The organism is Rhizobium sp. BK196, assembly GCF_014193255.1.
Classification (GTDB): domain Bacteria; phylum Pseudomonadota; class Alphaproteobacteria; order Rhizobiales; family Rhizobiaceae; genus Rhizobium.
The window spans coordinates 1,142,538-1,162,658 of the sequence record NZ_JACHZB010000001.1 but is presented as its reverse complement, the minus strand read 5'-3'; the positions used below and the strand labels follow the sequence as shown (position 1 = coordinate 1,162,658).

At 58.8% G+C, this 20,121-nt stretch carries 18 protein-coding genes; 11 read left to right on the top strand and 7 right to left on the bottom strand.

All coding sequences use genetic code 11. The annotated features are described in order from the left end of the window. The first annotated feature begins 68 nt into the window (after positions 1-68). A complete protein-coding gene (locus FHT78_RS06030; RefSeq protein ID WP_112562834.1) occupies positions 69-431 on the top strand; it encodes a response regulator in 363 nt (120 codons plus the stop codon). Positions 432-555: 124 nt separating this feature from the next. Here FHT78_RS06030 and ctrA read toward each other — a convergent pair whose 3' ends face one another. Beyond that, positions 556-1,257, bottom strand: coding sequence for a cell cycle two-component system response regulator CtrA (gene ctrA, locus FHT78_RS06025; RefSeq protein WP_007815188.1), 702 nt, complete (start codon positions 1,255-1,257; stop codon positions 556-558). Between the two features lie 435 nt (positions 1,258-1,692). On the opposite strand from ctrA, the gene FHT78_RS06020 reads away from it, so the two are divergent. Next, complete coding sequence (locus tag FHT78_RS06020) at positions 1,693-2,043, top strand: hypothetical protein (protein ID WP_007815190.1); 351 nt, start codon at positions 1,693-1,695, stop codon at positions 2,041-2,043. A gap of 115 nt (positions 2,044-2,158) precedes the next feature. Here FHT78_RS06020 and FHT78_RS06015 read toward each other — a convergent pair whose 3' ends face one another. Beyond that, positions 2,159-2,437: a GNAT family N-acetyltransferase gene (locus tag FHT78_RS06015; RefSeq protein ID WP_183741566.1), complete on the bottom strand. Its 279-nt coding sequence runs from the start codon at positions 2,435-2,437 to the stop codon at positions 2,159-2,161. Between the two features lie 511 nt (positions 2,438-2,948). Continuing rightward, positions 2,949-3,224 carry a DUF1153 domain-containing protein gene (locus tag FHT78_RS06005; RefSeq protein ID WP_007533628.1) on the bottom strand — a complete coding sequence of 92 codons (276 nt, stop codon included), beginning with the start codon at positions 3,222-3,224 and terminating at the stop codon, positions 2,949-2,951. A gap of 398 nt (positions 3,225-3,622) precedes the next feature. Between FHT78_RS06005 and FHT78_RS06000 the strand changes: the two genes are divergently transcribed. Further along, positions 3,623-4,369, top strand: coding sequence for a LuxR C-terminal-related transcriptional regulator (locus FHT78_RS06000; RefSeq protein WP_183741565.1), 747 nt, complete (start codon positions 3,623-3,625; stop codon positions 4,367-4,369). Between the two features lie 24 nt (positions 4,370-4,393). Here FHT78_RS06000 and FHT78_RS05995 read toward each other — a convergent pair whose 3' ends face one another. Together FHT78_RS05995 and cysQ are read right to left on the bottom strand one after the other, a co-directional pair. Continuing rightward, positions 4,394-5,119: a sugar transferase gene (locus FHT78_RS05995; protein WP_183741563.1), complete on the bottom strand. Its 726-nt coding sequence runs from the start codon at positions 5,117-5,119 to the stop codon at positions 4,394-4,396. Between the two features lie 653 nt (positions 5,120-5,772). Next, complete coding sequence (gene cysQ, locus FHT78_RS05990) at positions 5,773-6,570, bottom strand: 3'(2'),5'-bisphosphate nucleotidase CysQ (RefSeq protein ID WP_183741561.1); 798 nt, start codon at positions 6,568-6,570, stop codon at positions 5,773-5,775. Between the two features lie 502 nt (positions 6,571-7,072). Here cysQ and FHT78_RS05985 point away from each other — a divergent pair. The 7 genes from FHT78_RS05985 (at position 7,073) to FHT78_RS05955 (ending at position 13,700) form a co-directional block, all read left to right on the top strand. Next, positions 7,073-7,975, top strand: coding sequence for a branched-chain amino acid ABC transporter permease LivH (locus tag FHT78_RS05985; RefSeq protein ID WP_183741559.1), 903 nt, complete (start codon positions 7,073-7,075; stop codon positions 7,973-7,975). Between the two features lie 3 nt (positions 7,976-7,978). Further along, the gene (gene livM / locus FHT78_RS05980) at positions 7,979-9,376 is read left to right on the top strand and encodes a high-affinity branched-chain amino acid ABC transporter permease LivM (protein ID WP_183741557.1); all 1,398 of its coding nucleotides are present in this window, start codon (positions 7,979-7,981) and stop codon (positions 9,374-9,376) included. Then, on the top strand, positions 9,376-10,251 hold the full coding sequence (locus FHT78_RS05975; protein ID WP_183741555.1) for an ABC transporter ATP-binding protein: 876 nt from the start codon (positions 9,376-9,378) through the stop codon (positions 10,249-10,251). The genes livM and FHT78_RS05975 overlap by 1 nt, the downstream gene beginning before the upstream one ends. Continuing rightward, on the top strand, positions 10,251-10,979 hold the full coding sequence (locus FHT78_RS05970) for an ABC transporter ATP-binding protein (RefSeq protein ID WP_183741553.1): 729 nt from the start codon (positions 10,251-10,253) through the stop codon (positions 10,977-10,979). Before FHT78_RS05975 ends, FHT78_RS05970 begins: the two co-directional genes overlap by 1 nt. Before the next feature lie 25 nt (positions 10,980-11,004). Further along, positions 11,005-11,358 carry a DUF6867 family protein gene (locus FHT78_RS05965; RefSeq protein WP_183741551.1) on the top strand — a complete coding sequence of 118 codons (354 nt, stop codon included), beginning with the start codon at positions 11,005-11,007 and terminating at the stop codon, positions 11,356-11,358. 120 nt (positions 11,359-11,478) lie between these two features. Then, positions 11,479-12,600, top strand: coding sequence for a branched-chain amino acid ABC transporter substrate-binding protein (locus FHT78_RS05960; RefSeq protein WP_183741549.1), 1,122 nt, complete (start codon positions 11,479-11,481; stop codon positions 12,598-12,600). A gap of 128 nt (positions 12,601-12,728) precedes the next feature. Continuing rightward, a complete protein-coding gene (locus tag FHT78_RS05955; RefSeq protein ID WP_183741547.1) occupies positions 12,729-13,700 on the top strand; it encodes a D-glycerate dehydrogenase in 972 nt (323 codons plus the stop codon). A 21-nt stretch (positions 13,701-13,721) separates the two neighbouring features. On the opposite strand, the gene FHT78_RS05950 is transcribed toward FHT78_RS05955, so the two are convergent. Together FHT78_RS05950 and FHT78_RS05945 are read right to left on the bottom strand one after the other, a co-directional pair. Beyond that, complete coding sequence (locus FHT78_RS05950; RefSeq protein WP_183741545.1) at positions 13,722-14,633, bottom strand: response regulator transcription factor; 912 nt, start codon at positions 14,631-14,633, stop codon at positions 13,722-13,724. Further along, entirely contained in the window at positions 14,626-18,009 is a 3,384-nt protein-coding gene (locus tag FHT78_RS05945) for an ATP-binding protein (RefSeq protein ID WP_183741543.1), read from the bottom strand. The genes FHT78_RS05950 and FHT78_RS05945 overlap by 8 nt, the downstream gene beginning before the upstream one ends. A gap of 178 nt (positions 18,010-18,187) precedes the next feature. Between FHT78_RS05945 and FHT78_RS05940 the strand changes: the two genes are divergently transcribed. Next, entirely contained in the window at positions 18,188-20,089 is a 1,902-nt protein-coding gene (locus FHT78_RS05940) for a phosphatase PAP2 family protein (protein ID WP_183741541.1), read from the top strand. Positions 20,090-20,121 lie beyond the last annotated feature (32 nt).

Below are 20,121 nucleotides of genomic sequence, written 5' to 3'. Positions count from 1 at the left end.
GCCTGATCAACCTATGCTCGAAGGTTAGAGAAGGCCCTCGACGGAGACAGCGAGGGGTCAGGAGCGCCATGCAGAGATTCATGATCACCGACAGTTCGGACATCGTTCGCAAGGTCGGCAAGCGAATCCTTTCCGAACTCGATTTTCTGGTCAGCGAAGCTTCGAACGCCGAGGAGGCGCTGCAACGCTGCCAGGCCGAGCTTCCCGAATATCTGATCGTCGATTCAGGTATGGAAGGAGCGCTCGATCTCATCGCCGCCATTCGCGCCATGGACGGCGGCAAAGAGGTGAAGATCTATTATTGCGTCATCGAGGCCGACCTGAAGAAACTGATGGCCGGCAAGCGGGCGGGGGCCACCGACTTCCTGTTGAAGCCCTTCGATCGCAAGATACTCACCGCCGTGTTCGGAAATCGCGCAATCGCCGCCTGAGCAGTCGCGCAAATCGTCAACGTGAGCCGTCCTCCTGGGCGGCTTTTTATTTTGGAGATGGCGGCGCCAAAACAAAAATCCCGCCACGCAGGCGGGATTTTAAGGATAAGGGGATTTCGGCGGATCAGGCGGTTTCGGCGTATTCGGCGCCGTCGGGCTCGCGCAGCACATAGCCACGTCCCCAGACGGTTTCGATATAGTTGGCGCCGCCGGCAGCATTTGCGAGCTTCTTGCGCAGCTTGCAGATGAAGACGTCGATGATCTTCAGCTCCGGCTCGTCCATACCGCCATAGAGGTGGTTCAGGAACATTTCCTTGGTGAGCGTGGTGCCCTTGCGGAGCGAGAGAAGCTCCAGCATCTGATATTCTTTGCCCGTCAGGTGAACGCGCTGGCCGCCGACTTCGACGGTCTTGGCGTCGAGGTTGACGATGAGCTCGCCCGTGATGATGACCGACTGGGCATGGCCCTTGGACCGGCGAACAATCGCGTGGATACGGGCGACGAGTTCGTCCTTGTGGAACGGCTTGGTCATGTAGTCGTCGGCGCCGAAGCCGAGGCCACGAACCTTGTCTTCGATGCCGGCCATGCCCGAGAGGATGAGGATCGGCGTCTTGACCTTCGACAGGCGGAGAGTGCGCAGCACTTCGTATCCGGACATGTCGGGAAGGTTCAGATCGAGAAGGATGATATCGTAGTCATACAACTTGCCCAGATCCACGCCTTCTTCGCCGAGATCTGTCGTATACACATTAAAACTCTCAGATTTGAGCATCAGTTCGATGCTCTGCGCCGTAGCGCTGTCATCCTCGATGAGTAGTACCCGCATAATTATCCCCTTTACCGCCGCCGAAAGGTGGCATGGCCCCCTACGCGATACCGAATAAGCTACGTGATTTGGAAGCTGCCACGAAATGGTTAACAAATTCTAATTCACTCTGGCAAGGAATATCGAATTTATTAAATAATTTTTCCATTTCTCTGTTTTCCAATGAGAATCTCTGAACCTGCTTCTCAACTTTGACATTAAGAAATCAAGCTAAGTGATTCATCCGACTCGCTAATGAAAAGGTTCGGGTTCCTGTCCTGGCATTTACCGAGCCTTAAATCATCGGGCCTATCATTAACGATGCCCGTAAACGAAAGGTTACCAGCGGTAGGTTTTTGTTAATATCGCAGGAAATTTTTCGGCAAACCGTGTCAAAGCGGCGCGCAAGGGCGGTTTCTAGTTGAGCCGGGGTCTCGCATCACGGGAGTAATGCGTATGAAGTCGCGTGAGAGCCTCGTTCGCCTGAAAGAGTTTCAGGTTAACGAAAAACGTCGTCAGTTGCAGCAGTTGCAGATGATGATGTCCGAATTTGAACGGATGACGAAGGATCTGGAGAGCCAGATCGTCGTCGAGGAAAAGAAGTCCGGTATTTCCGATCCGAATCACTTTGCATATCCGACCTTCGCGAAGGCTGCACGTCAGCGCGCCGACAATCTTCAGGTTTCGATCAAGGAACTGAAGGTCCAGGAGGAGGCGCTGGAACTGGCGCTCGAGGAAATGCAGGCGGAATATGCCAGGGCAACGGCGCTCGAAGAGCGCGACGGCGCAGTTCGCGTCCGGGCCTGACGAACATTGCAGGCGCCGGTCCCGGCGCCTTGGGTATAAACCACAGAAGCCATGCATGACGGGCGCGGTGTCCGTCATGCATGGCTTTTGGAGTTTCCATCTATGACGGCTGCCCTCAATTTACCACGTCATTCCATTCCGGATGGCGTTGCGCTTGTGATTTGAAGAAGGGGCACAGCGGGATGATCTTCCAGCCGCCCTCGCGAGCCGTCTCGATCGCATGAAGGGCGAGCGCCTGGCCGACGCCCTTGCCGCGTAAAGCATCCGGTACCCCTGTGTGATCGATGATGATGAGTTTCGGCGATGTGCGGGAATAGGTCATTTCCGCTTCATGGCCTTCCAGCGCCGCAACATAGCGGCCGCCGGAAGTGGTTTCCTCAATTCTGATATCCATCTCTATCTCCTGACGAATTCGAATATGTGATCGGGAACGTGACATGGCGGCGTCGGCATGCCAACCGCGGCGGCAGGAGACAGTGTGTTCAAACGGAGAGGATTGAACGGGCTCTCGCTGGTCCCGCTCGCGCGGCGCCTTCTGGCGCTTGGCCTCGCGCTGCCGCTCATCTCGCTTCGAGAGGTTCTGGTTCTTCGATGAGACGGCGTCACCGCCAGAAATCGTGTCGTCACTCCGGAATGGGTGAGTGGGCGGGGCGGCACTGGTTACGCAATCGTATTGGCGGTTTTGAAAGTGACCGGAATCGCCGCTTAATCCATGGCTGCCGGCGGCAGCCTGTTTTATCGCACCGTCGTACCGCCGCCGTGATGGTGATTGCGGCATCGATCGCCGGGACCTGCGAACAGGTTTATGCAGACCCGTGCGCGACCTCGGCAATGATTTCGGGCCTTCTTCATTCCCTCAAGGGAAATGCGTCCGGCCCGAAATAATCAACTCGAATGGAGTGGGATCAGTGGCGGTACTGCTGGATGCGCGTGGTGCGCAGGCCGGCAAGACCGTGGCTGTTGATAGACGACTGCCAGGAAAGGAATTCTTCGACAGTGAGCGTGTAACGCTCACAAGCTTCTTCCAAGCTCAACAGGCCACCGCGAACAGCCGCGACAACCTCTGCCTTCCGGCGGATGACCCAGCGCCGCGTATTCGGCGGCGGAAGATCCGCAATCGTCAGGGGGCTGCCATCGGGGCCGATGACATATTTCACTCGGGGACGTATCATTTCGGTCATTGGACTCTCTACACAACGCAAGACCACGGGCGCCACTCTAACTTGCCACATTTAAAAATTGCCTAAACGCATCGTAAGACTTTGATAACAACTTTAGACGCTGCGCTAGGGCCTGATTTGCGGACTCCTGCCGCTACGTCAATTTGATACGGCTGCATGGGAGCCATGCGGAATAAATGTTAGATGTTTCCCCCGGACAATCTTATAAGCGCTGCAACATAAGTATGAGCGCAAAGACTTCGTCTTCGTTCTTCTCGCAGTATCATAAAGCTCGCCATTTGAATGGTTCGTATCCTTCGGATGCGAGGCACATAGCGTCTTTCCTGATCGTCCGGCGCGTCCGATCCGCGGCTGGTTGCGAGGCCGAGCCGAAGCCAGGCCCGTGAAGGAACGAGAGAATGAAGAGACGTGAACGCGCAGTCCGCGACTGCGCCGATGATACCGCATTTTCAGTGTTCAGGCCCTGTTCTGCGGGCATTTCTACTGTCGACGGTGCAAGCCGCCTGGATGAGCTGACGAAAGCCGCCGGATTCGAATTCCACCTGTTTTCCGTATTCCCGCGCGGGGACCGGACGGCCTTTCTCGAAAACAAAGTGATCAGCAACTGGCCGCAGAGTCTCGTCAACTTTTACGAGGAGGCGGACCTCTTCTATTGTAGCAAGCTGGTCGCCGCCATGAAGCGCACGATCATGCCTGTTTTCTGCGAAGAGGGGCCTTTTGGCGGCACTGCAGCGAATCAGGAAAACCGCCGTCTGAACGCAATGTTTCAGATGCACGGCCTGAAGCAAACGTTCGCGTTCGCGCTTCACGACGCTGACCTGAAACAATACATCTTCGCGTTTTCGGGATCGGGTGGCATGCCTTGCCGGGATGCAGCGATGGCGCTGGTTTATGGGTGCATGGAGCTTCTGGACAGGCTGGCGAGCGACGAGAAGCCGCAAGACCGGCCCTCGGAAAGCCTCACCCGGCGGGAGATCGAATGCTTGCGCTGGTCGGCTGCGGGCAAGAGCAGCGACGAGATTGCGATCATTCTCGATCTGTCGTCGCATACGGTGGTGGGATATCTGAAGAGCGCGATGCGCAAGCTGGATTCGGTCAACCGCATGCAGGCGGTCGCCCGGGCATTCCGGTATCGGCTGCTGTAACAGCCGATACCGTCTTCTTTCCAATCAGAAGCCTTTGCCGCCGTTCAGTTCGGAAATCAGCGTTCCGATGATGATGCGGATATCCATCAGCAGCGAGAAGTTCTCGACATAGTGGAGGTCGCTGGCGATGCGGGCGCGTGCCTTGGCCGGGCGGTCGGTCGGGCCGCGCAGGCCGCGCATCTGCGCCAGACCGGTGATGCCGGGCCGCATGGCGTGGCGGTGATGATATTCCGGAACCAGCTCTTCGTAGAGCATGCCGCCGGCACGCATGCCGATTGCATGGCAGCGCGGTCCGACGACCGACATGTCGCCCTTCAGCACGTTGAGAAGCTGCGGCAGCTCGTCGATGTTGGAGCGGCGCAGGAAAGCGCCGACACGGGTGACGCGCGGATCGTTCTTCACGGTCTGGGCAACGCCGGTGACATCTTGCATGTCCGTGCGCATCGAGCGGAACTTGTAGACCTTGATGGCCCGGCAGTTCTTGCCCCAGCGGGTCTGCTTGAAGAGCACCGGACCGGGACTGTCCATCTTGATCAGGGCGGCGACGACGAGAAGAAGCGGCGCCAGCACGATGAGGGCGCTGACCGCGGCGACAATATCGAAGGCCCGCTTCAGCGCGAACTGCACGGAGGCGGGCGGGGTGGCGATGCTGTCGAGTGCGGCAACAGGGAACCTCGCGTTGACCTGACGAACAGGGGCAACGCGAAAGCTCTCTTCAGAAATACTCTTGTTAAGGTCCATGACGCTCAAGGATCTACCCTTTGTATTTTGAAGCTTTGGATTTCGAAGCTTGGGACGTTGAAGCTTTCGGCGGTGTCATTCGCTGGCTTGGTTAGCGCCAGATTAAGGCGCTACGGTGTTAGGCGACGTTTAACCCTACTACATCCTAAATTTGCGACATTTGTTTAACCGAGTCCAGAGAAATTTCGCATCGCAGCAAACTTCGCAGTTGCGTTAAGTTTATGCAAAATCAGGAGTTTTAATTTTCAACCGGGGTTTTTATTAGCAATCTTATGTGCTTGGCCGATTTGGGACGGCAGACGGGAAGGTGTGATCGCCACGGCTTACACCGCGCCAAAACGCTCCATTCCCGGCAGATCCACAGCAATCCCGGTCCGGCCGGGCTCGAATCTGGCGGCTATTGTGCCGCAATGAGACTGGGCGGATGCTGCGGGAACCGGTCATCTGAAATTATGGCTTGAATACCATAATTGTGTCTGTCGTAGGCGCGATGTTACCGAAGTCACACGACGTCGGCGGCGACAGTCGAAGAGGATGCGCGGGAAAAGGAATCGGGCGCGGCTGCGAATCAAAAGTGAAGCCTGAACGATTAGTGGGGGATCTCCCGACCAGAGGCCAGTCTGGTCCTGATGTTGCTCAGCTCAGCCAATTTTCGGCGATCGCTAAGCCTGTTCGAACGCAGGCTTCTCGCCGCCCCAGGACACGAAATGGGGATTTGCGAAGTCGAAATCGGCAGCCGCGCCGGTTTTACCGTAGATGAGCGGTTGGCCGTCCATCGTGACAGTCGATCCGCCGGCTGCGCGCAACACTGCATCGCCGGCCGCGGTATCCCATTCCATGGTGCGGGTGAAGCGTGGGTAGACATCGGCCTTGCCTTCTGCCAGCAGGCAGAATTTGAGAGACGAACCGATATTGGTGCATTTGGAGATCGCATGCCTGGCGAGAAAGAGGCCGGTTTCAGGGCTGTCATGCCGAAAGCTCGCGAGCGCCATGCCCTCTGCCGGCTGTTTGCGCACGTTGATCGGCATTCTCTGAGTTATCGCAAATTCGTCGTCGATCACCAGCTTCTCTGCATTTCCGCGCTCGCCGGAAAAAGCGACGCCGAGGGCCGGGGCATAGACGATGCCAACGACCGGGATGCCATTTTCCACATAGGCGATATTGACGGTGAACTCCTGGCGCTTATCCAGGAATTCGCGGGTTCCATCTAAGGGATCGACGAGGAAGAATGACTTTCCGGCAATATCGGGCACCTTGCCAGCAGCTACCGATTCTTCGGCGATGACAGGGATTTTAGGGAAATCGCGCTCCAGATGCGTCAGTATGATTCGCTCAGCCTCCCGGTCGGCGGATGTCACCGGACTTTCATCGGCCTTCATTTCTACCGGGCAGCCGTTGCAGAAGACTTCTATAATGGCCTTGCCGGCTTCGAGGGCTGCGCGTTCAAATGTCTTCAGCATATTCCTGCCATTCGCCCATAACTTCGTCTTGAGACACCACCCTATATATAGTGAGTAATAGGATGTTGCCGCACCCTTGCTGGAATGCCCAACATAGCACGGGTTCGCGGGTTCGCATAAAGCGCGTGACCAGCATTTACCCAGAAATGACATTTGCAATTTATAGCATCTGCTAGTTTGGAATTTCTTCAAGTTCCCTATTTGTGGAACGATTTACGCACAAAGCGAACGCCGCCGGCCTGATTTGAGGACGAGAGATGAAGCGCCGGAAGCTGCTCTGGCTAAAAATTTGCCAACCGATGCCGCTTTTGTGTGGATTTTGGTTTGAATTACGCCATTTAAGCCTGTTTGCCCAAGATTCTGACGTAATAAATCCTTTTTGTCTTCACATTTCCAACGAAACCGCTATGCAATGCGAGTTAGAGGCTCCTGTGAAAGCAGGAGCGATAAAATCAATAAGAGATGCAACTTAAATTTGGTTCGCATCCAGGGGAAATGACATATGGAGTATTTCGTCCAGCAGCTCTTCAACGGGCTGACTCTCGGATCCATCTATGGCCTTGTGGCTATTGGCTATACGATGGTTTACGGCATTATCGGCATGATCAACTTCGCCCATGGCGATATTTTCATGCTTGGTGGTTTCGCTGCTCTTATCGTCTTTCTCGTTCTCACATCCATCTTCGCAGGTCTTCCGGTAGCCGTTCTGCTGCTGGCGATGCTTGTGATTGCGATGCTGATGACGAGCTTGTGGAATTGGACGATCGAGCGTGTCGCCTACCGCCCGCTGCGCGGTTCTTTCCGCCTGGCACCGCTGATTACTGCGATCGGCATGTCGATCACGCTGTCGAACTTCATCCAGGTCACGCAGGGCCCGCGCAACAAGCCGATCCCGCCGCTTGTCGGCACGGTTTATAATATCGGCGGCCTGTCTATCTCGTTGAAGCAGATCATCATCGTCGTCATCACGGTGGTCCTGCTCGCCGCTTTCTGGTACATCGTCAACAGAACGGCACTCGGACGCGCCCAGCGCGCCACCGAACAGGACCGCAAAATGGCGGCTCTCCTCGGAGTCAATGTTGATCAGACGATCTCCATTACCTTCATAATGGGTGCTGCACTCGCAGCCGTCGCCGGCACGATGTACCTTATGTATTACGGTGTCGCGTCCTTCGCGGACGGTTTTGTCCCGGGCGTCAAGGCCTTCACCGCAGCCGTTCTCGGCGGCATCGGCTCTCTGCCGGGCGCCGTTCTTGGCGGACTGATGATCGGCCTTATAGAATCCCTTTGGTCGGCCTATTTCACGATTGCCTATAAGGATGTCGCTACCTTCGCCATCCTTGCATTCGTGCTGATCTTCAAGCCGACGGGTATTCTCGGGCGGCCGGAAGTCGAGAAGGTATAAATCATGGCAAACATCGACACTTCCGCTGGCAAGTCCGACGCCGGGCTTGTCCAGAAGGGGCTTAGGGAAGCCTTTTTCGCCGGCCTTATCTCACTTGGCCTGTTCGTTCTCTATGTCGGTCTCGGCACGCAGCAGAACATCAATAACGAGTTGATTGTCGTTCAGCGCTGGGGGCTGCTTGCAATCTTCGTTCTGATCGCCGCTCTCGGCCGTTTCGTCATGGTCGTTTTCGTCAAGCCACATCTCGATCAGCGCAAGCTTTCGAAGGCGCGTCACGGCGAACTCGATATTTCGACCGACAAGGGCTTCTTCCGGACGCATTTCCTGAAAATCGCGCTCATATTCCTTCTGGTCTATCCGCTGGCCACGGCCTATTTCCTCGGTCCGCAGGGCGCGCTGAAGTGGGTCGACAATTTCGGCATCCAGATCCTGATCTATGTGATGCTTGCGTGGGGTCTGAACATCGTCGTCGGTCTCGCCGGCCTGCTCGACCTTGGCTACGTTGCCTTCTATGCGGTTGGCGCCTATTCGTATGCGCTGCTGTCGGCCCATTTCGGCCTGTCCTTTTGGGTGCTTCTTCCGCTTGCGGGCATCTTCGCTGCACTTTGGGGCGTCATCCTTGGCTTTCCGGTACTGCGCCTGCGAGGCGATTACCTGGCGATTGTCACGCTTGCCTTTGGCGAAATCATCCGCCTCGTTATCATCAACTGGACAGAAGTGACCAAAGGCACCTTCGGTATCTCCGGCATCGCCAAGGCTTCGGTCTTCGGCATCTGGAGCTTCGATGTCGGCAAAGCGAATAATTTCACAAAGGCCTTCGGTCTGGCGAGTTCCTCGGCCTACTACAAGATTTTCCTGTTCTACGTCATTCTGGCGCTCTGCATGCTGACCGCCTACGTGACGATCCGGTTGCGTAGCATGCCGATCGGTCGGGCGTGGGAAGCGCTTCGTGAAGACGAAATCGCTTGCCGCTCGCTTGGCATCAATACGGTGACGACGAAGCTGACGGCTTTTGCTACAGGCGCAATGTTCGGCGGCTTTGCAGGCTCCTTTTTCGCTGCCCGCCAGGGCTTCGTTTCGCCGGAATCCTTCGTGTTCCTGGAATCGGCCGTCATCCTCGCCATAGTCGTTCTAGGGGGTATGGGTTCGCTGACGGGTATTGCGATCGCTGCTGTCGTCATGGTCGGGGGCACGGAAGTGCTGCGCGAAATGAGCTTCCTCAAGGTCATCTTCGGACCGGAATTCACGCCGGAACTCTATCGCATGCTGCTTTTCGGCCTCGCCATGGTCATCGTCATGCTGTTCAAGCCACGAGGCTTCGTCGGCTCGCGTGAACCAACCGCCTTCCTTAAGGAACGCAAGGCGGTATCTGGAAGCTTTACCAAGGAGGGCCATGGTTGATGAGCCCTGTCGAGAACACGATGTCGAATGACACTTTGCTCAAGGTCGAGCACCTGTCGATGAAGTTCGGCGGCCTTATGGCTATCAACGACTTCTCCTTCGAGGCCAAGCGCGGCGAAATTACGGCGTTGATCGGCCCGAACGGCGCGGGCAAGACGACCGTCTTCAACTGCATTACCGGCTTCTACAAGCCGACGATGGGTATGATCACGCTGACTCAGAAGAGCGGCAAGCAATACCTGCTCGAGCGTCTGCCGGACTTTCGTATTACCAAGGAAGCCAGGGTCGCTCGTACCTTCCAGAACATTCGCCTTTTCTCGGGACTTACCGTTCTGGAGAATCTGCTCGTCGCGCAGCACAACAAGCTGATGAAGGCTTCGGGTTTCACAGTGCTCGGCCTGCTCGGCATTGGTCCCTACAGGAAGGAAGCTGCAGCCGCCATCGAGCTTGCGCGTTACTGGCTGGAGAAGGCCGACCTCATCGACCGGGCAGACGATCCGGCCGGCGACCTGCCTTACGGCGCCCAGCGTCGTCTTGAAATCGCCCGCGCCATGTGCACCGGACCGGAGCTTCTCTGCCTCGACGAACCTGCCGCTGGCCTCAATCCGCGTGAGTCAGCCGCTCTCAACGCGCTGTTGCGCGGTATCCGTACGGAAACCGGCACTTCGATCCTGCTTATTGAACACGATATGTCGGTGGTCATGGAAATCTCCGACCACGTCATCGTTCTGGAATACGGCCAGAAGATCTCCGACGGCACGCCTGAGCACGTGAAGAACGACCCGAAGGTCATTGCGGCCTATCTCGGCGTCGAGGACGAAGAAGTAGACGAGGTCATCGCCACCGTGGAGAGCCTCGAAGGGAATGCACACTGATGGCGGATCAACCACTATTGAAGGTTCACGGCGTCGAAACCTATTATGGCAATATCCGTGCGCTTGCCGGAATTGATGTCGAGGTCAACAAGGGCGAAATCGTCAGCCTGATCGGCGCAAACGGTGCCGGCAAGTCGACGCTGATGATGACGATCTGTGGCAGCCCGCAGGCACGAGCCGGCTCGGTCGTCTTCGAGGGCCGCGATATCACCAAGCTGCCGACCCATGAGATCGCCCGGCTGCGTATTGCCCAGTCTCCTGAAGGGCGTCGCATTTTCCCGCGTATGACCGTGCTGGAAAATCTCCAAATGGGCGCCGGCCTCGACAACCTCAAATATTTCCATGAGGATGTGGAAAAGATCTTCACGTTGTTTCCACGTCTGAAAGAGCGCCAGTCGCAGCGCGGCGGCACGCTTTCGGGCGGCGAGCAGCAAATGCTGTCGATCGGTCGCGCGCTAATGGCGCGTCCGAAGCTCCTTCTTCTCGACGAGCCTTCGCTCGGCCTTGCACCGTTGATCGTCAAGGGCATCTTCGAGGCCATCAAAGTGCTGAACGAAAAAGAAGGGCTCACCGTCTTCCTCGTGGAGCAGAACGCATTCGCAGCGCTCAGGCTATCGCACCGCGGCTATGTGCTCGTGAACGGCAAGGTGACGATGAGTGGCAGTGGCAAGGAACTGCTTGCCAATCCCGAGGTCCGAGCCGCCTATCTCGAAGGCGGGCGGCATTGATCGCGGCAGAAGGGGGAATTTGACTATGCAGGGCCTTTTCTTCGAAAGCGACAACGGCGTAAAGCTCGTCATCCGTGCGTTTGTGGTGCTCATCGGTTTCTGGACGGCGTGGCGGGCCGGAAGGGCTGTTGCGGACGGCTGGAACACCTATCCGCTGGTCGTCGTCTATACCTTCCTGCTCGCCTGGGCGATGCAATTTCTGCATCATGCGCTGTTCAACGGCCCAATGCTCAGCGCCTTTTTCTACATCATCGATTTCGTAACTCTACTGATCTTCTCGACAGCCGGGTTCCGCTATCGCCGCACCAATCAAATGGTCAACAACTATTACTGGCTGTACGAAAAAACTTCCGCGTTTTCGTGGAAGGAGAAACATTGACAGCCCGTTGAAACTAGGCATGAATTAGCCTCAGAGTGGAACAGCTTTCCTGGCGCAGTCAATGGTGGGTAGTGCGCCGGGTCTTCAAATGAAACCCGCCCAAAAATTGGGAGTAACAATATGAAGAAGTCTCTCTTGTCAGCGGTGGCACTGACGGCGATCGTCGCTTTCGGCGGCGTCGCACGAGCTGACATCCTGATCGGCGTGGGTGGTCCGCTGACAGGTCCGAATGCTGCATTCGGCGCACAGCTGCAGAAGGGTGCCGAGCAGGCAGCCGCTGACATAAATGCTGCTGGTGGTATCAACGGCGAGCAGATTAAGATCGAGCTCGGCGATGACGTTTCCGACCCGAAGCAGGGCATCTCCGTTGCCAACAAGTTCGTTGCCGACGGCGTGAAGTTCGTTATCGGCCACTTCAACTCGGGCGTTTCCATCCCGGCTTCTGAAGTTTACGCCGAAAACGGCATCCTGGAGATCACCCCGGCTGCTACCAACCCTGTTTTCACTGAGCGTGGCCTGTGGAACACGTTCCGTACCTGCGGCCGTGACGACCAGCAGGGCGCCATCGCCGGCAAGTATCTTGCCGATCACTTCAAGGACGCCAAGATCGCCGTCGTTCACGACAAGACCCCGTATGGTCAGGGCCTTGCCGACGAAACCAAGAAGGCTATGAATGCCGCTGGCCTCACCGAAGTCATGTATGAAGGCATCAACGTCGGCGACAAGGACTTCTCGGCCCTCATCGCCAAGATGAAGGAAGCAGGCGTCTCGATCATTTATTGGGGCGGTCTGCACACCGAAGCTGGTCTCATCATCCGCCAGGCCGCTGACCAGGGTCTGAAGGCAACGCTCGTTTCGGGTGACGGTATCGTTTCCAACGAACTGGCCTCGATCGCTGGTGACGCCGTCGCCGGTACGCTGAACACCTTCGGTCCCGATCCGACGCTGAACCCGGCCAACAAGGACCTCGTTGCAAAGTTCAAGGCCGCCGGTTTCAACCCGGAAGCCTACACGCTCTATTCCTACGCTGCGATGCAGGTGATCGCCGGTGCCGCCAAGGCTGCCGGTTCAACAGACGCAGAAGCCGTTGCCGCTGCCATGAAGGAAAAGGGCCCGTTCCCGACGGTTCTCGGCGACATCTCGTACGATGAAAAGGGCGACCCGAAGATCCCCGGCTACATCATGTACGAATGGAAGAAGGGCGCGGACGGCAAGTACACCTACGTGCCGCAGGGCATGTAAGCCTCACTTCCCTTTCGGGGACATGATTATCGAAGCCCGGTCATCGACCGGGCTTCTTTCTTATGTGGACGTTTCAATTCCTGTTCACCTGATCTAACCCTCATCATTGTCATCGGGCGGAGCTATCCATGTCCAAACCCCGCATTCTCGTCACTCGGCGCTGGCCAGCCGCGGTAGAGGCTGTTCTGGCCGAACGTTTCGACGTCACGCTCAACCGAGCCGATCTTCCGCTCGGCGAAAATGAGCTGAGGCTGGCGCTTTCGATCTACGATGCAGTGCTGCCGACGGTGTCCGACCGGCTGCCAGCGGCTGTCTTCGAAGGTGCATCGATCGTCACGAAGATCCTCGGCAATTTTGGCGTCGGCTACAATCATATCGATGTCGCCGCCGCTAGGGCGAAGGGTATTGCGGTCACGAATACGCCCGGCGTACTGACCGACTGCACCGCCGACATCGCCATGCTGCTGCTGCTCTCCGTTGCCCGGCGCGGCGGCGAGGGCGAACGGCAGCTGCGCGCCGGTGAATGGAAGGGCTGGTGCCCGACGCATATGGTCGGCACCAAGGTATCAGGCAAGATACTCGGCATCATCGGCTTCGGCCGCATTGGCAAGGCCTTTGCGCAGCGCTGCCATTTCGGTTTCGGCATGGATATCGTGTTCTTTAACCGCTCGCCGGTCGATCCCGAGGAAGCCGCGCGCTATGGCGCGCGGCAGTTGCCGACGGTCGAGGACGTGCTGGCGGCTGCCGATTTCGTCTCGCTGCATTGCCCCGGTGGAGCGGAGAACCGGCACCTGATGAATGCGGCGCGGCTTGCAACGATGAAGCCCGGCGCTTTTCTCATCAACACGGCGCGCGGCGATGTAGTCGATGAGGCGGCGCTGATTTCGGCGCTGGAGAGTGGCACGCTCCGCGGCGCCGGGCTCGATGTCTACGAGGCGGAGCCACACGTGCCGGAAGCGCTGCGACGGATGGAGAATGTCGTTCTGCTGCCCCATCTCGGCAGCGCGACGGAGGAGACGCGCACGGCGATGGGAATGAAGGTGGTGGAGAATGTGACGGCGTTTTTCGAAGGCCGCGAGGCGCCGGACCGGGTCGTCTGAGGGCGCTACCGTGCTAATCCCTCACATCTCATGCAGTACATGCGCCGCCTTTACGGCGGCAGATGCCCTGTTCTCGACGCCGAGCTTCACATAGATCTGTTCCAGGTGCTTGTTTACCGTGCGGGCGGAGAGGCCGAGAATTTCGCCGATATCGCGGTTGGCCTTGCCCTTGGCGATCCACATCAGCACTTCGGATTCACGCTGTGTCAGGGCAAAGTGCTGACGCAGGACTGTGTCATCGTTGCGCTGGTTGGCGGCAGTCAGGCGAAAGAGATATTCATCCGGACCGATGGCGCCAAGAAAGGCGAGTTGCAGGGCGGCCTGCCCAGCATGAGCGATGGAGATGAGGGCGTCGCGAGCGGCTGCGGCGCGTTCCTTCATCCAGTTGCCGATCGCGCGGGAGACGACGTCCATGCCGTCGTCGCTGCCCATGGCGGCATTGACGAGGCGGGTCGCCTGCGGCGTCGACCAGTGGATCGCGCCGTCGCCTTTAACCGCCAGCAGATGACGCCCGGCGGCATCAAGCGCCACGCGGGCGCTCTGGGCGGAGCGGGCGTTGCGAAGATGGACGCGGATGCGGGCGCGCAATTCGTCGATATTGATCGGTTTCGATAGATAATCGACGCCACCGGATTCGAGCGCATGTACCACATGCTCGGTTTCTGTCAGGCCGGTCATGAATATGACGGGCACCTGGGCGACGGCGGCATTGGCTTTCAGCCTGCGGCAGGTCTCGAAACCATCCATCGCCGGCATGACTGCATCGAGCAGGATGAGATCGGGCGTGATGCGCTCGACGATACTGAGAGCGGCCGAGCCCGATGTGGCGATCAGGACGGAAAAGCCAGACTGCTCCAGCGCATCCGTCAGGAAACCAAGCGCTTCTGGCGAATCGTCGACCAGCAGAACGATATCGCGCGGAAGCTCAGCCAACGGTTTCACCCTTTTCTTCGAACTTGTGCAGGAAATCCAGGAAGCCGGCGAGATCGAAAGCGCCGACATAGGAGCGGAGTTCCTCGGTGAATGGCTGATTTGCCTCTACCTTGGCAAGGTCTGCGAGCTTGGCTTCTATGCCCCTGATGTAGCCTATTTCGCCAAGGCGCAGCAGTTCCTGCACATGCGCAGCACCGGGGCTCCTGAGCGGCAAGCTGGCTGCTGCCGGCGCCGGTGTCTGGTCGTCGGCATAAAGCCATTTCAGGCCGAGATGCAGGGCGAGCTTGTCGCGCAGTTGTTTGAGATCGACCGGCTTGCCGATCGAATCATTATGGCTGTCGTCGCTGTCGCTATGAGCGGCGGCATCGCCGATATTGGCCGATAGCATCACGATCGGCGCTGTGCGTGCGGTCTCGCGCAGCCGGGAGACGAGCTGCCAGCCGTTCATGCCGGGCATCGAGATATCGACGAGGAAAAGGTCCGGCTCGATACCTTCAACGAGCGTCAGGCAGTCGGGACCGCTTGCGGCGGTCAGCACGATGAAATCGAGCGGAACCAGGATTTCCCGCATCATCTCGCGATGATCCTCGTTGTCGTCGACAACGACGATGGTGCGGCGCGGGCCGTCATAGCTGACGATCTTTTTCTCCTGCGGCGGGGCTGCAGGGCGCATAACGGCCGACAGCATGAGGCGGACGCGGAAGGTGGAGCCCCTGTCCTTTTCACTCGCAACGGAGATCTCGCCGCCGAGCGTGTTGGTCAGCAATCGAGTGATGGTGAGGCCAAGGCCGAGACCGGGCATGGGGCGCACACTCTCCGCTTCACCGCGCTGGAAGGGCTCGTAGATGCGCGTCAGATCCTTCTCGGCGATGCCGCGTCCGGTGTCGGAGACGGTGAACGTCGCGACCTGGCTGCGGTAGCCGACATCGAAGGTGACGCTGCCTTCGTCGGTGAATTTGATGGCGTTGGAGAGCAGGTTGACGAGAATCTGTCGCAGCCGCTTTTCGTCGGTTCGGACGAATTGCGGCAGCGCCTGCGAACGCTCATGGATGAAGGACAGGCCCTTTGCCTGCGCCTGCGGTCGGAACATATCGACGATCTGGTCGAGAAAGTCCTGGATATTGATCTCGTTCGAATAGACCTGCAGGCGGCCCGCCTCGATCTTCGAGATGTCCAGAAGGCCATCGATCAGGCCGGAGAGATGCTCGGCGCTGCGGCGGATAACCTTGATGGAAGATTGCCTCGGCGCAGGGATCGTCTCGTCGCGCTCAAGGATCTGGGCGTAACCGAGAACGGCATTCAGCGGCGTGCGCAGTTCGTGACTCAAGCCTACGACATAGCGGCTCTTGGCGCGGTTGGCGGCCTCAGCGGTTTCCTTGGCGGCCTGAAGCGCCGCATCGGTCTTCTTGTGGGCGGCGATTTCTTTCAGGAGCAGGGTGTTCTGGCGGGAGGATTCCTCCTCGGCGACGACACGACTGTCATGGGCAAGCACATAGAACCAGCAGGCAATGCCGGCGATGACCGAGAAGACGAAGAAGACGATCAGGATGGTTCTGTTGACGACTTCGGCAGTCTCCGGCGAGGCGGAACCCACCTGATGGGCGATCATGGCAAGGATTGCCCCGACGGCTGTCAGGGCCAGCGCCACGGCAATACCGTAGCGGCCAAGGCGGGTGGTCAGCTTCTGGACGATGGTTTCCGGCAACAGGGTCTTTGCGACGGCGCCGACCTGTGCATTGAAGCGGGCATTGGGCTTGCACATGTCGTGGCAGCGGCTGTCGAGCGAGCAGCAGAGCGAGCAGATCGGCGCGGCATAGGCCGGGCACCAGGCCATATCTTCAGGCTCGAAGGGATGTTCGCAGACGGAGCAGGTGATGGTGGTCAGGTTCTTCCAGGCATGGCGCGGCTTGCGGGCGAGATAGAACTTGCCCTTGGTTGCCCAGGCAAGGGCAGGCGAGGCGATCAGCGCAATTGCCAGGGTGATGTAGGGGGCAAGCGACGCGGCAACCGAACCGAAAATGCCGAAATGGGCGATCAGCGCAGTGCCTGCAGACAAGGTCATGGCGCCGAGGCCGACCGGATTGATGTCATAGAGATGGGCGCGCTTGAATTCGATGCCCGGAGGGGCAAGGCCGAGCGGCTTGTTGATGAAGAGATCGGCCGATATCGTACAGAGCCAGGCCATGGCGATAATCGAGAAGATGCCGAGCGTTTCTTCGAGCAGCCGGTAGATGCCGAGTTCCATCAGGAGCAGCGCAATCGCCACGTTGAAAACGAGCCAGATGACGCGGCCGGGATGGCTGTGCGTCAGACGCGAGAAGAAGTTCGACCAGGCAAGCGAGCCGGCATAGGCATTCATCACGTTGATCTTTAGCTGCGAGACCACGACGAAGGCGGCCATCAGCAGCAGGGCGGCATTCTGCCAGGGAATCATATAGCCGAAGGCGGTTAGATACATTTGCGCCGGGTCGGCGGCACGATCGGCTGGCACGCCCGATGTGACGGTCAGCACCACGAGGAAGGAGCCGGCTAGAAGTTTCGGCGCGCCGATGATGACCCAGCCGGGGCCGGCGAGGAAGACGGCGAGGCGGTGGCGCCATTTGCGCTGCGGATCGGGGGGCAGAAAGCGCAGGAAGTCCGCCTGTTCGCCAATCTGCGACATGAGCGCGAGGATGACGGCGGAGGCTGCGCCAAACTCGACGAGGTTGAAATCTGCGACCGTGCCGGGTGGGCCGGAAGCGTGGCGGATGCCGGCGAAGGCGCGCCAGACATCGAATTTGCCCCAGTCCAGAAAGGCGATGAAAATGAAGGGCAGGATGTTCAGGATGATCCAGAAGGGCTGGGTCATCAGCTGGAACTTGCTGATCAGCCGCACGCCGTGGGTGACGAGCGGGATCACCATGACGGCGCTGATGATGTAGCCGATCCAGAGTGGAATGCCGAGCGTCAGCTCCAACGCGCCCGACATGATCGAGGCCTCGATCGCGAACAGCATGAAGGTGAAGCTCGCATAGATCAGCGAGGTTATGGTCGAGCCGATATAGCCGAAGCTCGCGCCGCGCGTCAGCAGGTCGATGTCGACGCCATGGCGGATCGCGTAGCGGCTGATCGGCAGGCCGATCGCGAGCATCGCGATGGAGGCGACGATGATGGCGAAGAAGGCATTGGTGGTGCCGTAGGACAGTGTGATGGCACCGCCGATCGCCTCCAGCGCCAAGAAGGAGATGGCGCCGATCGCCGTCTGCGAGATGCGCTGGGAGGAGAAGCGGCGGGCGCTCTTTGCGGTGAAGCGCAGCGCGTAATCTTCGAGCGTCTGGTTGGCGACCCAGCGATTATATTCGCGTCTCACCGGAATGATGCGTTGGCGCGCTGTCATGCCCTCTTTCCGGCGTTTCGGTCAGCTTACCGTCTTTGAGCCACTTTTGGCGGGATGAGCGGGAAAGGCAAGAGGCGGAACGCTGGCGGATTCACAGAACGGCAATATTTTTGAAACCGGTCTGTCACATAAGGGCTCTAACTCTCCCGCCGTCCGTTCCACCAATTCGGGTATCACCATGTCTGTTCCAAGCCTTTGCCGCCTGAGCACCGCGCTCTGCCTTCTTTCGATCGTGCCATCGCTTGCCGCTGCCGAGCAGGCCACGGCGGTAAAAGCGCCTTATGTGGAGGCCGGAAACACCAACAAGCGTGGTGATGCCTGCTTCTCGACCGCGGACACCAATGCCGCCGTCCATCTTCTCTCCGGCTTCCTCGAAGTCTGGACGCCGCGCACGCCGTTCGTCGATGCTGGCGTAGAGGCCCCGGCCAAGGACAATTGCCCCGCTGTCGCCAAGACGGATTGGGATGGCATTCCCTTGAGCAAGACCGACGGTCAGGTCGTCAACAAGCTCGTCCATGACGCCAACATTGCCTATGTCGTCAAAGCGACGCGAGCACGGACGGCCGATCAGGCAGTTGCCGCTTATCTCGACGATCGGCGGGGCAAGAATGCCAGCATCGTCGATGGCCTTGGTCCGCTGACCGATGCCTGGAAGGCCGGTTCCAAACAGACCACCACGATCACCGAAGTCGCGGCCGATGCGACGACGGTCAAATATGACGACAAGGGCAACAATCGCGGCGCCGGCAGCAAGCCGGACACGGAAAACAAGACCGATACCAATCCGGACATGGGTCTTGCGATCGACTTCATCAACGCCGCGAGCAGCGACGGCTCGACCGAACCCGCCAAACGCTATTTCAAATATGCCCGTCCCTACCGCTGGAGCAAGGACGTATCGGTCGTCCCGACGCTGGAGCCTGCCAAGAGCGGCAAGCCTGTCGAAGACGGCGGTTTCCCGAGCGGTCATACCGCCGAAGCCTGGCGGGATGCGCTGGCCATGGCCTATCTCGTGCCGCAGCGCTTCCAGGAAATGGTCGCGCGCGTCAGTGAAATGGGCGAGGACCGCATCCTCGCCGGCATGCATTCCCCGCTCGACGTGATGGGCGGCCGCATGCTCGGCACGGCCACGGTCGTCTACAATCTGAACAAAGCCGATAACGCCGCGCTGAAGAGCGATGCTTACGCCCAAGCGCAGTCATGGCTCATTGCCAAATCAGGTGTTGCGGATGCCGGCGCGCTCGAAATTGCGGCCCATGCAGCGCCGCTCGCCGCAGACCGTTTCGCCGATCATGACGCCAACCGCGCCTACGTGCTGCAGCGCCTGAGCTACGGCCTGCCGACGATCCATGCGACCGACCAGCCGGCGCGCGTACCGCTGGGCGCCGAAGCGCTTCTCGAAACGCGTCTGCCCTATCTCGATGGTGAGCAGCGCCGCGACGTGCTTGGCACGACGGAGATCGCCTCGGGCTATCCGCTGCTCGATGATGCTGAAGGCTACGGTCGTCTCAACCTGTTTGCCGCCGCAGACGGCTATGGCGCCTTCGATCAGGACGTGACCGTGACGATGGATGCCGCAAAGGGCGGCTTCAATGCGATCGACACTTGGCGTAACGACATCGGCGGCAAGGGCAGGCTGGTGAAGCGCGGCAACGGCATCCTCGGGCTTTCCGGCGCCAACAGCTTTGCCGGCGGCACGGTGCTGGAAGAAGGCGTGCTGGTGGCAGGCTCACCCTCGGCCTTCGGCACCGGCGGACTGTCCGTGAACGGCGGTTCTCTCGTCCTGGCGGCCGATAAGCCCCTGACCGTTGGCGGTGATTACCAGCAGCTCGCCAATACCGCGGTAAAGCCGACGCTCGGTGCTGACGGCGCGGGCACGCTCGTCATTGCGGGTAAGGCGGCGCTCTCCGGCGACCTCGACGTCACACTTGCCCCGGGCTACGCCCCGGCGCCTGGAACGCAGATCGAGATACTGAAGGCGGAAGCCATCACCGGCATCTTCGACAGGTTCACCATCTCCGGCCACAGGGCGACCCTTTCATATGGCCCGACATCCGTCACCATGACGATCGACGGATAATATCGAACCGACGGGCATCCCGTCTGCGGGGT

Coding starts and splice junctions, on each gene's coding strand:
- FHT78_RS06030 (WP_112562834.1), top strand. CDS start 69: ATGCAGAGATTCATGATCACCGACAGTTCGGACATCGTTCGCAAGGTC.
- ctrA (WP_007815188.1), bottom strand. CDS start 1,257: ATGCGGGTACTACTCATCGAGGATGACAGCGCTACGGCGCAGAGCATC.
- FHT78_RS06020 (WP_007815190.1), top strand. CDS start 1,693: ATGAAGTCGCGTGAGAGCCTCGTTCGCCTGAAAGAGTTTCAGGTTAAC.
- FHT78_RS06015 (WP_183741566.1), bottom strand. CDS start 2,437: ATGGATATCAGAATTGAGGAAACCACTTCCGGCGGCCGCTATGTTGCG.
- FHT78_RS06005 (WP_007533628.1), bottom strand. CDS start 3,224: ATGACCGAAATGATACGTCCCCGAGTGAAATATGTCATCGGCCCCGAT.
- FHT78_RS06000 (WP_183741565.1), top strand. CDS start 3,623: ATGAAGAGACGTGAACGCGCAGTCCGCGACTGCGCCGATGATACCGCA.
- cysQ (WP_183741561.1), bottom strand. CDS start 6,570: ATGCTGAAGACATTTGAACGCGCAGCCCTCGAAGCCGGCAAGGCCATT.
- FHT78_RS05985 (WP_183741559.1), top strand. CDS start 7,073: ATGGAGTATTTCGTCCAGCAGCTCTTCAACGGGCTGACTCTCGGATCC.
- livM (WP_183741557.1), top strand. CDS start 7,979: ATGGCAAACATCGACACTTCCGCTGGCAAGTCCGACGCCGGGCTTGTC.
- FHT78_RS05975 (WP_183741555.1), top strand. CDS start 9,376: ATGAGCCCTGTCGAGAACACGATGTCGAATGACACTTTGCTCAAGGTC.
- FHT78_RS05970 (WP_183741553.1), top strand. CDS start 10,251: ATGGCGGATCAACCACTATTGAAGGTTCACGGCGTCGAAACCTATTAT.
- FHT78_RS05965 (WP_183741551.1), top strand. CDS start 11,005: ATGCAGGGCCTTTTCTTCGAAAGCGACAACGGCGTAAAGCTCGTCATC.
- FHT78_RS05960 (WP_183741549.1), top strand. CDS start 11,479: ATGAAGAAGTCTCTCTTGTCAGCGGTGGCACTGACGGCGATCGTCGCT.
- FHT78_RS05955 (WP_183741547.1), top strand. CDS start 12,729: ATGTCCAAACCCCGCATTCTCGTCACTCGGCGCTGGCCAGCCGCGGTA.
- FHT78_RS05945 (WP_183741543.1), bottom strand. CDS start 18,009: ATGACAGCGCGCCAACGCATCATTCCGGTGAGACGCGAATATAATCGC.
- FHT78_RS05940 (WP_183741541.1), top strand. CDS start 18,188: ATGTCTGTTCCAAGCCTTTGCCGCCTGAGCACCGCGCTCTGCCTTCTT.